Genomic DNA, 13,652 nt, shown 5'->3' with positions numbered 1-13,652 from the left:
TGCCGCCCCCGCGAAACTTGGAACTTAAAATCTGTTGGTCTTGACAAGGACCGGCACGCACCACAACATTTGGTCGTATTTAACATGTTTAGTACGTAAATCGAACTTATGTCAAGCGTACTTACTAAATATGTCGTCAGGTCACTTTGATTGGGAGCGAGCGATGATTAGCCAAGAATTGAACGACAGTTTGACCCGGGTAGGGCGTGGGAGTGACGCCGGAGAAGTGTTGCGACGCTATTGGCAACCTGCTGCTCTTTTGGATGAGCTGGAGGGACCACGCCCGGTGGTCCCAGTGCGCCTGCTGGGCGAAGATCTTGTGCTGTTTCGCAATGCTTCAGGGGAGTTGGGCCTTATCGGGCGGCATTGCCCGCATCGTGGGGCCGACATGTGTTTTGGCCGATTGGAGGACAACGGGCTGCGCTGCCCCTTTCACGGGTGGCATTTCGACCGCTCGGGCCAATGTGTGGAGCAACCTGGAGAGCCAGAAGACAGCCGTATGCATGAGCAGATCAAGGCGGTCTCATATCCGGTGCAAGAGAAGAACGGCATCATTTGGGCCTATCTAGGACCGGGTGAACCGCCCGAGTTCCCTGCCTTTGATTGTTTTCGCGCTCCCGACAGCCATGTTTTCGCCTTTAAGGGGCTTTGGCGGTGCAATTGGTTGCAAGCGATGGAGGTCGGCATCGATCCTGCGCATGCCTCCTTCCTGCATCGTTTCCTGCAGGATGAGGACCCGGCAGAAGCCTATGGAAAGCAGTTTCGTGACACGGCTGCAGATACGGAAATCCCCATGACGCAGCTCTTGCGGGAATATCCGCGCCCGGAGATTCTGGCAGAAGACGCGCCGCATGGCCTTCGGATCACAGCTTTGCGCCACCTGGAGGATGGGCGCACCCATGTGCGCATCACCAATCAGATTTTCCCCGGCGCCATCTGCATTCCGATGTCGCGAGAGATGACGATTACCCAATGGCACGTGCCAATCGACGATGAAAATTGCTACTGGTATGCGATGTTCACCAGTTTCGACAATCCTGTGGATAAGCAGCTGATGCGCGAGCAGCGCCTGAAGGAGCATAGCCTGCCAGATTATGCACCTCTCAAAGGTGCTCATAACAACTATGGGTTTGATCCAGAGGAGCAGGCAAAAGAGACCTATACGGGCATGGGGTTGGACATCAATGTGCATGACCAATGGGCGGTCGAGAGCATGGGTGCGATCCAGGATCGAACCCAAGAGCATCTGGGCAAAACCGATGCGGCAATCATTCGCTATCGCCGCCAATTGCGCGCTGCCATTACGGCCGTAAAGGCAGGGCGCGAGGAGGAGTTGCCCATGTGGTGTGAGGAGAATATCGCAAGCATTGCAGGCCCTCTCTCAAATGACACAATTGCCAAGGATGGCGACTGGCTTGGCAGCGCCAAGGCAGGGGATCAGAAACGTCGCAGCGATTGTCCCTGGGACGCAGATATCTGACACTGGACAAGCGGATGGATCAGAGGTTTCTTTCCTCTGAAAACGGGAGGCAGCAAATGGTGGACAATCTTGCGGGTGGCAGGTTGGCGGAGATGGGCCTCTTGAAAGCCGAAGCGCTGGATAGGGCGCAAGAGGTGCTGGCTGAGATTGAGGCTAAGGACGTTGAAACTCTGCGCGTGCTTTTTGCGGATCAGCACGGGCTTTTGCGCGGTAAAACGCTGACCGCCGAAGCCAGTGCCAGCCTGTTCAAATCTGGCCTCAATGTTCCTTCTACGCTTTTGCTAAAGGACACCTCTCACCGTACGGCCTTTCCTGTTTGGGAGGCTCAGGAGGCCTCGGTCGATGGGTTTGAGCCCATGACCGGTGCGGGAGATGTGCTGTTGGTGCCGCGGCCGGAGAGTTTTCGTATTCTTCCCTGGTCGCCGCATTCAGCTTGGATCCTCTGTGATGCGGCCTATGCTGATGGAAGACCTATTGCTTTCTCGTCAACCGAGGTGCTGCGGCGCGCTGAGGAGCGATTGGCTCTCAGGGGGCAGCAAGCCATCTTTGGGTTGGAGGTGGAGTTTCAGATTTTTGAACGTCTGGATGGGGCCAGGGGGCATGCCCAAAGCGCCATGCCAGGTGCGCCGGTTGAGACCCGGAACCTGTCACAAGGGTATCAGTACCTGACAGAGACCCGCTATGCCGAATGTGAAGAAATCCTGGATCGGTTGCGCCGCAACGCACAGGGGCTCGGTTTGCAGGTCCGTTCTGTCGAGATTGAGATGGGGCCCAGCCAGGTTGAGTTCACCTTTGCACCACTGCCCGCAATGCAGCAAGCGGATGCCATGGTGATGTTCCGCACCATGGTCAAAGAAGTCTGCGCGCGGGAAGGGTTTCATGCCAGCTTTATGGCCAAACCTAGATTGGAAAACGCGATGGCCAATGGCTGGCATCTGCACCAATCACTGGTCGACATGTCATCGGGGCGCAATCTGTTTGAACCCTTGCCGGATGGCACGCTTAGCCCGGAGGCCTCTGGTTGGATTGCTGGGTTGTTGCACCACGCAGCGGCTTCATCATTGATGATTGCACCCACTGTGAACAGCTATAAACGCTATTTGCCCTTTCAGCTCGCCCCGAACCGCATCCAATGGGGGCGCGATAACCGAGGGGCCATGCTGCGGGCCTTGATTAAATCTGGCGATCCGGCCAGCCGGATTGAAAACCGGGCGCCGGACAGTTCCGCCAACCCCTATTTTGCGCTGGCTGCGCAGATCTTTGCGGGTGTTGCAGGGATGGAGGCGGAGTTGCAAGCGCCAGAGCCAACGGTTTCACCCTATCAGGACAATGCCGCGCGTTTGCCCCGGTCATTGGGGCAGGCTCTGGCGGCCTTTGATGCTTCGGATCTTTACCGGGACAGCCTGGGAGAGCACTTCGTCACCTACCTTTCAACGCTCAAACGGTTTGAATGGGAACGCTATCTGGACACTGTCAGTGAGTGGGAGCAGGCAGAGTATTTCAATCTGTTCTGACCCGGAGCGTTGGTTCTAGCCTTTTGCCTGGGCGTGGAAAACTAGGTGGGTAAAAACGCCATTATCGGTCGTGAATGCGGCTTGAAGGGGCTGCGCCCCACTGCTAGCGTATGCCTGTGTATACGGGAGAACCGATGCCACTTGGGGGTTAACCACGAGGTGAGCACGGTGCCGAAGGAGCAACCGCCCCGGAAACTCTCAGGCAACAGGGACCTTATGCATTTGAACTCTGGAGAGGGCCCGGCCGGACCGGGACGCCGAAGGATAACGATCTCAGGCAAAAGGACAGAGGGGGCATCAAACGTGCAGGGCTTGCTTTGCGCAAATGTGATGCCGGAGGATGCAGCCAATACCACCGGCCAAGCGAGAGACCCCGACGGGACGGGGCGTCAGAACGGGAATAGGACAATGAAATTTACCGAAGAACACGAATGGCTTTTTGCCGAAGGCGATATCGTGACCGTAGGCATCACCACCCATGCGGCAGAGCAGCTGGGCGATGTGGTCTTTGTCGAGTTGCCAGAGGTCGGCGATGAGGTGGCCAAGGATGATGAGATTGTTGTCATCGAATCCGTGAAAGCCGCCTCTGACATTCTGGCCCCTCTGGATGGTGAAGTCGTCGAGGTGAACGAAGCGCTCACGGATGAACCTGGCAAGGTAAATGATGATCCTCAGGGCGATGCCTGGTTCTTCAAGCTCAAAGTCTCAGACATGTCCCCTATGGAGGACTATATGGATGAAGCGGGCTACAAGGATTTCATTGGCTAAAGCCTCTTCCTTTTTTTCGCCGGATCCAGATGGGAAATTGGATCCGGCGGCTCTGGTAGCAGTGCAGGGTATGCCAACCAACCCGGCCTCAAATCTGAACGGTCAGGAGCCAGCCAGCCAGGCTTTGCGCTGTGGCGATGCCCTGTATGCATCCTCTGTATGCCGTAAACACTACCGGTCACCAGCTGCTCCAATTTCAGGTGTTTTGCCTGCTTTCTCAACATGAGTGTGCGGCTCCCGCCACGTCAGGCTTGCTCGGTTACCAAGAGCTGCCAATCATGCCCGTGCATGTCGGGAGGGTGGCACCATGAGGCGGTTTGGGCGACTATTGCGAAGCTTACTGTTGGGGTTGGCTATCCTGGGAGTGACCGGTTGGCTTTTCCTCAGACCTGAAACAGTTTCCCCGCGCGTCATTCTGACCGGTGGCGAGGTTCTGACCATGTCGCCTACCGCTGGCGCGCGCTCTGTTGAGGCGGTTCTGGTCGAAAATGGTCTCATTACAGCCGTTGGGGCTCTCGCTGACTTTAGCGACAAAGACGCCCAGATTTATGACCTGAATGGGCGGGTGCTTACCCCCGGTTTGATCGAGCCGCACACCCACCCTTTGGCAACAGCTCTTTTGGGGGCAGCAGTTGATGTCAGTGGCTTTACCCACAGCTCGCGCGTTGAGGTGATGCAAACGCTGCGAAAGGCCGCTGATGGGGCGGCACTTACACCTTGGCTGATAGCCTATGGTTGGGATCCGGTTGCGATTGCGGATCTGGCGCCGCCCAGTTTGTCGGAACTGGATGAAATCGCACCTGACAGGCCAATGGTGGTGATAACTCAGATGCTGCATGAGGTCTTTGCCAATAGCGCTGCCATGGCAGCCGCTTCGGTCCCCTTCCAGTCTGAGCAGCACCAGGAGGGTGTCATCCGGGACGAAAACGGGAAAGCCACGGGTGCGTTTCGGGAGCTAAATGCGGTGAACTTGATACTGGGTGCTATGCCAACAGCGGATCCCGCTATGGTCGAGCTACTGTTGCGGAGGCAGTATGCAGTCTATGCCAAAGCGGGATATACCAGTATTGGGATAACTGGCGCGGTAGGGAAGCATGAAGACCCCGTTGGGTTGCTGCGAGATGTGGGTCATGATGATGCGCCCCTACGCAGCTTCCTATATCTGCTTTCGCATCAAAAGGGGGATATTGGCGGAACGGATGACTTCAAAATCCTTGGCACCAAATTCTGGATGGATGGCTCACCTTTTACAGGTGGGGCTGCCTTTGCAGATGCCTATGAAGACACTACGCTCACCAAGGATCGAATGCATATTCCGCATGGGCATTTGGGGCCGCTGACACCTATTGCCCATGATTTTCTGGCAAAGGTCTCCTCTTTGCAGGCCAAGGGTCATCAAATTGCCGTTCACGCACAGGGGGAGCGCGCACTTGATGCGGTTCTTGCAGCCTTTGAGGCCGCAGGTCCGGCACCGTCAGGTGTGACGCATAGGATTGAACACAACGCTTTGATTACGGAAGCGCAAATAGAAAAAGCGCGTAACCTGGGTATCAGTCTCGGCTTTTTCGTGGACCACATCTATTTTTACGGCGATGTTCTGCCCCAGATCGTCGGTGAACGCGCCCAGCGCTATATGCCCGTTGCACAGGCCATGCGCAGCGGAGCCGTTACTACGCTGCATGGGGATCATCCTGCCTCACCGCTCGATCCACTGCGCACCCTGCGTGTGGCGGTGGAGCGGCGATCTGCCTCTGGTGAGACCGTAACAGCGCCAGACCAAGCGCTGACACGCGAGGAAGCGCTGCGCGCGATGACCCTGATGGCGGCAGAGCAGTTAGGGCAGGGGGCAACGCTAGGTTCAATCGAAGTAGGCAAACGCGCGGATTTCACCCTGTTTCATGGCGACCCATTGACCGCTGACTGGCAGGATCTTGCGATTGCGGGCACCTGGAAGGATGGGCAGCCTGTTCATACCGGGTATTCAGGATGGCTGCGCCTGGGACCGGTCTGGTCCGTGTTCAAGAACATGCTGTTCTGAATGGCAAGAGGGGCAACCACCCCCTGCAAGCAGGCACTAAAACAACTTGGGATGCGCATCTTTGGATTGGCGCATGGCAACGATACCGGTTCGGAACCCCTCACCAATTCGATCGGCCAGCGCGCCCCATTGCAGCGCTGTTTTCTCTGGCAACTCAGCTTTGAGTACCTCATGGAAAAGGCCTAGCCAAAGGGGGAAATGCTCCGCCTTCACATCGGAGCGCGAAACATGCACCCGCATGGGATTGCCGCTATAGCTCTTTTCCCGCAGGATCGCATTGCGCCAGAAATCAGTGATTTTTTTCTCATGTTTTACCCAATCGGAGATATGAGCCGCAAAGACCGGGCCAAGCGTTTCATGTTGCCGAACACGAGCATAGAAAACTGTGACCACCTGGGTGATCTGCTCTGGTGTGATATCAAACCGGGCCAGGGGTCTGCTGATTTCTGACTGGGTCATCAGGGTGCTCGCTCTAGGTTCATGCGCTGCTGAAAATAGAGAGTTCCGCTCAAAGGTGAAGGGGCAGGCGGTGTTCTTTTGCGACCACCTTTTTGCCCGCCCTGTGACGCTGGTTGCGCCAGGCCTTTCGCCTGTGTTTGGTGCCTAATGGGGGATGTTCTCCAGGCTTTGACCTGTGGCGGCTTCTGACCGGCGCCAGGCAGGAGCATCAGAGGCCCTTTGGCCAACATTCTCTTGTTGTGGGCGCTGCTTCATCCAAGCGGGGGAGAGCCATATGCCGTGGGTGCCGGTTTCTTCCAAGGCGGGTAACTTGCCATGAACCGAAAGGCTCAGATGGGCGGCGTCATGTTGCGCCGTGATCCGCAGGCGGTCGCAGGGTTTTGTGGTTCCCGTCTGATCCAGCAAGAAGGCCGTTCGTCCCCAGTGTCCCCCGCCATTCAGGCCGTTGTCCAAGACCACCCCAGGGGCGAGTTGCAGCTGAAAACTGGCCAGAACAGCATGCGCCCGTCCAGGGGTGGAGCAGGTCAGATCCGTTGTTACGCGGGCCGGGGACAAGCTGGGCCTCTTGAAATCAAAGTGAAACAGATCCGTGCTGGCCCCCAGCGCTTTCATATTGCAGGCTTCAAAGTCGCTGGGCGTGAGCTGCGCCACCGCGACAAATCTGTGAAAGGCGCTGAGATCGAAACCCTCGGCCTCTTGTGGGCGCCAGAGAGAGAGGAGCATATCGCTCTCGACCATCTGCGCCCGCAAAACACCGCATTCAGGGATTGCACGGGCTTCAGGTTTGGCAAGGGCTGACATGGCATGAATGAGGGTCGCCAAAGCGCCTTCGCCCAAAAGAACCGTGTCGACAATTTCAGACAGGACCACATCGGCCTGTTCCGGCATATCCTCGCCAATGATGATGTCATGCGACCATTTCGAGATCACGGTGATCTTGTCGCTGAGCCCATTGTCAGCGATCACCTGCCGCGCAGCCTGGGCGATCAGGGGTTGTTGTTCGCAGGTATAGACATGTTTGGCTCCGGCGCGAGCCGCCAACATGGCAGTCAGACCGGCGCCACAGCCTATGTCTAGGACCACATCATCGGGGGTGACGGTTGCCGCGATTGCCTTGGCATAGGCGCGATTGCGCAGGCTGTCGGCAAGCATGGGAAAATGCCAGCGTGGCACAAACGTCTGATGCAGACGCTCTTGCAGGATATGCGAATCGTGATTGTGCGGATCCAGGCAAAGGGCGCGCGATAAGAGCGCGGATGTCTGCAGCCCCCCGTCACTCAAAGGTGTGGATTTCGCTCGCTCAACCAGCCGTTCTGCTTCGGTCTTGTTGGGGGGCGAAAAAACATTGGGCGAAGTTGGGGAGCAATCTTTGGTCATTTTCAATTTTCCCAGTCTTTGAGGTAAATGCTGTTTTTTCGTTTTATTCACGACGGGGCGCTAACAAATGATGAAGGCAAGCCGTTGCGTGGAAGGCATTCGGAAAACTCTTTGTGAACGCATCTCTTTGTGAACACGTAGCGCGCCGAACCCCAGAGCGAGCAGGGGAGTGTGTTCCTGGGCGAGGGGGACCCTGTGCATTGGGGTTGAGCCTTGGCAATAGGATTGCATCTGCGGCTTTACCCTCCGGCGGGTCCGTCATATAAGGCCCGCATGTCCCATATCGCGGCCATCATTATTCGAATTATATCCCCGGCGCTCTGACTGCATTCGAGCTGCCGGGCAAAGGCGCTTGAGCCATCGCGCCGAACCGAATATTCCAATTTCCGAAACGATCCCCTCTACGATCTTCCAAAGGACGCTCTCCATGTGCGCCGACACAGCTGACACACCCGAATACAAAGATACGTTGAACCTGCCCAAGACCGCATTCCCGATGCGCGCCGGCCTGCCCAAGCGGGAGCCCGCCTGGCTGGAGCGCTGGGCCAAGCTTGGTGTCTATGACCGCCTGCGCGACAAGGCCGCCGCGGGCAAAGGCTCTGATGCAGAGCGCCAGCCCTTCACCCTGCATGACGGCCCGCCCTATGCCAACGGCCACCTGCACATCGGCCACGCGCTGAACAAGACGATCAAGGACATGATCGTGCGTTCGCATCAGATGATGGGCTTTGACAGCCGCTATGTGCCGGGTTGGGACTGCCACGGTCTGCCGATCGAATGGAAGATCGAAGAGCAGTACCGCAAGAAGGGCAAGAACAAGGATGCGGTCAATGTGGTGGAGTTCCGTCAGGAATGCCGCAAATTCGCCGAGGGTTGGATCGACATCCAGCGCGAAGAGTTCAAGCGCCTTGGCATCACTGGCAATTGGGCTGATCCCTATATCACCATGGACTATCATGCAGAGGCAGTGATCGCCGATGAATTCATGAAGTTCCTGATGAACGGCACCCTCTATCAGGGCTCCAAGCCGGTGATGTGGTCCCCGGTCGAAAAGACCGCCCTGGCCGAGGCCGAGGTCGAGTATCACGACAAGGAAAGCTTCACCATCTGGGTGAAGTTCAAAGTGGCCGAGCCCGCAGATCATAAACTCGCGGGCGCAAATGTTGTGATCTGGACCACCACCCCCTGGACCATGCCGTCGAACAAGGCTGTCGTTTACGGTGAAGAGATCGCCTACGGCCTTTATGAAGTCACCGGCACGCCGGATGAGTGCTGGGCAGTGGTGGGTGAGAAATACATCCTGGCCGACAATCTGGCAGCGGATGTGTTTAAACGCGCTCGCCTGGGCGAGGACCAGTATACACGTGTTGCCGACGTGCCTGCCGCCGATCTGGCAGGCATCGGTCTGACCCATCCGCTGGCTGGCGCCGAAGGCGCAGATGGCGAATGGGACGATATCCGCGACTTCCGCGCCGCTGATTTTGTCACCGACACCGAAGGCACCGGTTTTGTCCATTGTGCGCCCAGCCACGGTATGGAGGAATTCGAACTCTACCGTGATCTCGGCATGCTGGAGCAGGTCATTACCTATAACGTGATGGATGACGGCGGCTTCCGCGCGGATCTGCCCTTCTTTGGCGGCAGCTATATCCTCAGCCGCAAGGGCGGCGAGGGCGATGCCAACAAGAAGATCATCGACAAGCTGGTCGAGGTCGGCGGCCTTCTGGCGCGCGGCAAGATCAAGCATAGCTACCCGCACTCCTGGCGCTCCAAAGCACCGATCATCTATCGCAATACGCCGCAGTGGTTTGCCTCTGTGGACCGTAAAATGGATGACGGCATGGATCAGATGGGTGACACCATCCGCGAGCGTGCGTTGAAATCCATCGATGAGCTGGTCACCTGGTATCCGCAGGCGGGCCGCAACCGCCTGCATTCGATGATCGAAGCGCGTCCGGACTGGGTTCTGTCCCGCCAGCGTGCCTGGGGTGTGCCGCTCACCTGTTTCACCAAGAAAGGCGCGCTGCCCACCGATGCGGACTTCCTGTTGCGCAATGAAGAGCTGAACAAGCGCATCGTGGCCGAGTTCGAAGAACACGGCGCTGATGTCTGGTATGAAGACGGTTTTAAGACCCGCGTGCTGGAAGGCATCGCGGATGCCGAGGCCTATGAACAGGTCTTTGACGTGCTGGACGTCTGGTTCGATAGCGGTTCGACTCATGCCTTTGTGCTCCGCGACCGCGAGGATGGCACCGAAGACGGTATTGCAGATGTCTATATGGAAGGCACCGACCAGCACCGCGGCTGGTTCCACTCTTCCCTGTTGCAGGCCTGCGGCACCAAGGGCCGCGCGCCTTACCGCAATGTGGTGACCCATGGTTTCACGCTGGACGAAAAGGGCATGAAGATGTCCAAATCTCTCGGCAATACCATTGTTCCGGAAGAGGTCGTTAAGCAATATGGCGCCGATATCCTGCGCCTTTGGGTGGCGCAGACTGATTACACCACCGACCAGCGCATAGGGCCTGAGATCCTGAAAGGCACCGCCGACAGCTACCGCCGTCTGCGCAACACCATGCGCTATATGCTCGGCTCGCTGCATGATTTCAGCGAAGATCAGCGGGTAGAACCTGCCGATATGCCCGAGCTGGAGCAATGGGTGCTGCACCGTCTGGCAGAGCTCGACCATCAGGTGCGCAGCGGCTATCAGAAGTTCGATTTCAACGGGGTCTGGCAGGCGATTTTCAACTTTGCTACCGTGGATCTCTCGGCCTTCTACTTCGATATCCGCAAGGATGCGCTTTATTGTGATGGCGACACGCTGAATGCACGGGCCGCGCGCTCGGTGCTGGATATCCTGTTCCACCGCCTGACCGCTTGGCTGGCGCCGATCCTGGTCTTCACCATGGAAGAGGTTTGGCTGGAGCGCTTCCCCGGCGAGGACAGTTCGATCCACCTGCAAGACATTCCTGCGACTCCGGCGGATTGGCTGAATGAGCCTCTGGCGGCCAAATGGTCCAAGATCCGTCAGGCCCGCCGTGTGGTGACAGCAGCACTGGAAGTGCAGCGCGTTGACAAGGTCATCGGTGCCTCGCTCGAGGCGCACCCGTTTGTCCATGTACGCGACGCTGAAGCTCTGGAGGCACTGGGCACGGTGAATTTTGCCGATGTCTGCATCACCTCCGATATCACCCTCACCGGTGACCCCGCTCCGGCCGAGGCCTTCCGTATGCCCGAAGTCGATGGTGTTTCCGTGGTCTTTGAAAAGGCCGAGGGCGAAAAATGCCAGCGCTGCTGGAAGATCCTGCCGGATGTCGGTAGTCACAGCCACGCAGGCGTCTGCGGGCGTTGCGAAACGGCGCTCAGCTAAGTATCAAAAAGGCCTCGGCATTGCCGGGGCCTTTTCTTTAGGAGCTTTGAAGATGCCGCTTTTGATGATTGCCAAGGCAGTGATCCTGAACCCGGAAAAATTCGCAAACTATGTTGAAGGCGCGGGGAAGCTGATGCTGGATCATGGCGTCGAAGTGGTGATGCGCGGGCGTTACGATCATACCCTCAAGGGAGCCACTCAGGGGGAGCATATAATGGCGGCTTTCCGATATGACAGTCGCGACACTCTTGAGGCCTTCTTTGGCTCGCCTGCCTATGCCGAGCTGATCCCGCTCCGCGATGAAGCCTGTGAGATGGAGTTTCAGGTCTACGAAGAGCTTTGAACTGTTCCCACCTTTGGCGTTTTCGGGTGAGCGCAGCAGTTCGCCGCCACAACTCATCATAAACCCTGCCGACGACCTGGTTCCGAAAACCTTTTTGCGCTTTCTCACGAGAAAGGAAGGGGGAGGCCTGCGAGCATGGCAAAGTTCGGACCCGGCTTTTGGGGCCCGAACTTTTGTAAGATCTAGCTTTCAAAAACTGCTTACGGTCCGCTAGGCGCTTTTGGCAATGTCCTCATCATCGAAATCATCGAACGACTGGAAGTCTTCATCGTCAATGGACATTTCCTCTGCGGGTTCGTCAAAGCCGCTTTCAAAGGACTGCTCATACGGGGTGTCGTCGCTTTCCGGATAGGAGGAAAATTCGGAACTCCCCATTGGGGCGCCACTCATCAGTTTGAATTGCCCAACCAATTGGCCCAGGCCGAGGGTCTCATTGTTCAAGCTCTGGGTCGCATTGCTGGAATCTTCGACCATAGTGGCGTTTTGCTGCGTTACCTGATCGAGTTGAGAAACACCGACATTGACCTCTTTGATGCCATTTGCCTGTTCGACGGAGGTTGTCGCGATGCCTGTCACCAAATCAGAAATATTCGCGACTTGGCGAACGACCGCTGACAGGGCTTTGCCGGCTCCGTCAACTTGGCGTACGCCGTCCTGCACATGTTTGGTACTGGTGCTAATAAGAACCTTGATTTCGTTGGCGGCTTCGGAAGAACGCTGAGCAAGCCCACGGACTTCCGATGCCACCACGGCGAAACCGCGACCAACTTCACCCGCTCGGGCCGCTTCAACACCTGCGTTGAGGGCCAGGAGGTTGGTTTGGAAGGCAATATCGTCAATCACTCCAATGATTTGCGAGATCCTGCTGGATGAGGACTCAATTTCGTTCATGGCTTCAATCGCACCTTCAACAACCCTGCCGCTGTGTTCGACATCTGCTTTGGCAGTGACAACGGCTTCTTCTGCGTCTTTGGTGTTTTGCGCCGCAGTTTGAACGCTATTTGTCATCTGTTCCAGCGCGGCTGCGGTTTCTTCCAGTGTTGCAGCCTGGCTGGCAGTGCGGACTGACAGTTCTTGCGATGCATCGCGAATGTCAGAAGATTGTTTCTGAATGCCCTGGCTGGCCTGAACCACCTGAGACAACAGGTTGTTCAGCTTATCAACCGTTTCATTGAAGTCTTGGCGCAGTGGCTCGTAGTCTTCATTGAAGGTTTCGTTGATCTGATCACTGAAATCACCGGCAGACAGCATGCGCAGACCCGAGCCCAGACGTTTGATGACCCTTTCACCCTCTGCCCGCAGGGCGTCCTGCTCATCCAGGGTTTTTACAACACGCTCGGAAATCTGGTCGATGTCCTGAGCGATTTCACCAAAATCATCCGCCCGCATTCTTGAGGCAATCTTGAGGCCAAAATCCCCCTTGGCAACATCATGCAAGGCAGCGCGCAGGCGTTCGATTGGTTTGGTGATCGTGTTGGTCACTTTGCGCGCATTGTGCAGTACAAGACCAATGGTAACGACCGCCACAGCTAGGAGCGCGTAGAGCATGTTCTGGTCATGCTGCTTTGACGCCGCCGCAGAGGCTTCTGCATGGGCTGCCAAGCGTTTACCAAGTGGCACCAGAGCGGCCTCTAGGGCAGAAAACTGTTTGTGGAACTTTGGCAGCGTGGCCATTGCTGCGTCTAAATCCGAGAAGGCCTCATTCATGAGTTTCTGACCTGCAGACATGAACTCTTCTGCGGCGGGTGTTATTTGATCAAGCGTCGCATTGATTTCAGGCGAGAGGTCCAAGCCACGCAAAGAGCGCAAGGAGTGGCGGAATACCTCGATATCTTCTGCAAGTGTGGTTTTTAGGTGCGATTTCTTTGTGGCAGAAGAGTTTTCAGCTATGAGTAAAGCATAGTTCACTCTGCCATCGATCTTCTCGTGTTTTGCAATTGCCGCCCATTGATGCCCGACTGCCTCTGTCATCACGATTTGCTTCTCCAGCTCCAGCTCACTTTGCCAAAGGCTGTACACCGCCAGAGCGCCAAGAATTACGATAGAGAAGATGGAGACGATGCCTGAAAAGACCAGCCGCGTCTTGATTGGAAGGGTACGAAACATGACCAAATACACCATACAGTTGTTTTCCTAACCGTAGGATGTGTTCATTAAGAAAGGTAGAACCGTGCTGCTGAGACACTTTTTTGCGCTGCGATTGCGATATCTAATTTTTTGTTTTTGCTTGGCAAATTTTGTTGAAGAGGGGTTGAAGTCTAGTTTCTTTTTGATATTACAAGCTGATGCAGGAATTGAGATGC

9 protein-coding genes and 1 riboswitch are annotated in these 13,652 nt (G+C 56.4%); of the genes, 6 read left to right on the top strand and 3 right to left on the bottom strand.

Annotated elements, in window-relative coordinates; genetic code table 11:
• Positions 1 to 163 precede the first annotated feature (163 nt).
• The 4 genes from RSK20926_RS13205 (at position 164) to RSK20926_RS13185 (ending at position 5,800) form a co-directional block, all read left to right on the top strand.
• Positions 164 to 1,480, top strand: coding sequence for an aromatic ring-hydroxylating dioxygenase subunit alpha (locus tag RSK20926_RS13205; protein ID WP_008207405.1), 1,317 nt, complete (start codon positions 164 to 166; stop codon positions 1,478 to 1,480).
• Positions 1,481 to 1,536: 56 nt separating this feature from the next.
• Positions 1,537 to 2,994, top strand: coding sequence for a glutamine synthetase family protein (locus RSK20926_RS13200; RefSeq protein ID WP_008207404.1), 1,458 nt, complete (start codon positions 1,537 to 1,539; stop codon positions 2,992 to 2,994).
• Between the two features lie 219 nt (positions 2,995 to 3,213).
• Positions 3,214 to 3,293, top strand: a riboswitch (glycine riboswitch).
• Positions 3,294 to 3,402: 109 nt separating this feature from the next.
• Positions 3,403 to 3,762, top strand: coding sequence for a glycine cleavage system protein GcvH (gene gcvH / locus RSK20926_RS13195; RefSeq protein ID WP_037255124.1), 360 nt, complete (start codon positions 3,403 to 3,405; stop codon positions 3,760 to 3,762).
• 364 nt (positions 3,763 to 4,126) lie between these two features.
• Positions 4,127 to 5,800, top strand: coding sequence for an amidohydrolase (locus RSK20926_RS13185; protein ID WP_232281899.1), 1,674 nt, complete (start codon positions 4,127 to 4,129; stop codon positions 5,798 to 5,800).
• A gap of 36 nt (positions 5,801 to 5,836) precedes the next feature.
• On the opposite strand, the gene RSK20926_RS13180 is transcribed toward RSK20926_RS13185, so the two are convergent.
• Together RSK20926_RS13180 and RSK20926_RS13175 are read right to left on the bottom strand one after the other, a co-directional pair.
• On the bottom strand, positions 5,837 to 6,259 hold the full coding sequence (locus RSK20926_RS13180; protein ID WP_008207401.1) for a group III truncated hemoglobin: 423 nt from the start codon (positions 6,257 to 6,259) through the stop codon (positions 5,837 to 5,839).
• Positions 6,260 to 6,403: 144 nt separating this feature from the next.
• Positions 6,404 to 7,636, bottom strand: coding sequence for a 50S ribosomal protein L11 methyltransferase (locus RSK20926_RS13175; RefSeq protein ID WP_008207400.1), 1,233 nt, complete (start codon positions 7,634 to 7,636; stop codon positions 6,404 to 6,406).
• Positions 7,637 to 8,063: 427 nt separating this feature from the next.
• Here RSK20926_RS13175 and ileS point away from each other — a divergent pair, with 427 nt between their 5' ends.
• Positions 8,064 to 11,006 (top strand): isoleucine--tRNA ligase, encoded by a 2,943-nt coding sequence (gene ileS / locus RSK20926_RS13170; RefSeq protein WP_008207399.1) that lies wholly within the window; start codon positions 8,064 to 8,066, stop codon positions 11,004 to 11,006.
• 52 nt (positions 11,007 to 11,058) lie between these two features.
• Positions 11,059 to 11,349: a DUF1330 domain-containing protein gene (locus RSK20926_RS13165; RefSeq protein WP_008207398.1), complete on the top strand. Its 291-nt coding sequence runs from the start codon at positions 11,059 to 11,061 to the stop codon at positions 11,347 to 11,349.
• 210 nt (positions 11,350 to 11,559) lie between these two features.
• On the opposite strand, the gene RSK20926_RS13160 is transcribed toward RSK20926_RS13165, so the two are convergent.
• Entirely contained in the window at positions 11,560 to 13,455 is a 1,896-nt protein-coding gene (locus RSK20926_RS13160; RefSeq protein ID WP_037255174.1) for a methyl-accepting chemotaxis protein, read from the bottom strand.
• Positions 13,456 to 13,652: the final 197 nt, after the last annotated feature.

It is taken from the genome of Roseobacter sp. SK209-2-6 (assembly GCF_000169455.1).
GTDB lineage: Bacteria > Pseudomonadota > Alphaproteobacteria > Rhodobacterales > Rhodobacteraceae > Pseudophaeobacter.
The sequence above is the reverse complement of the archived record's forward strand: the minus strand, read 5'-3'. Positions and strand labels throughout refer to the sequence as shown.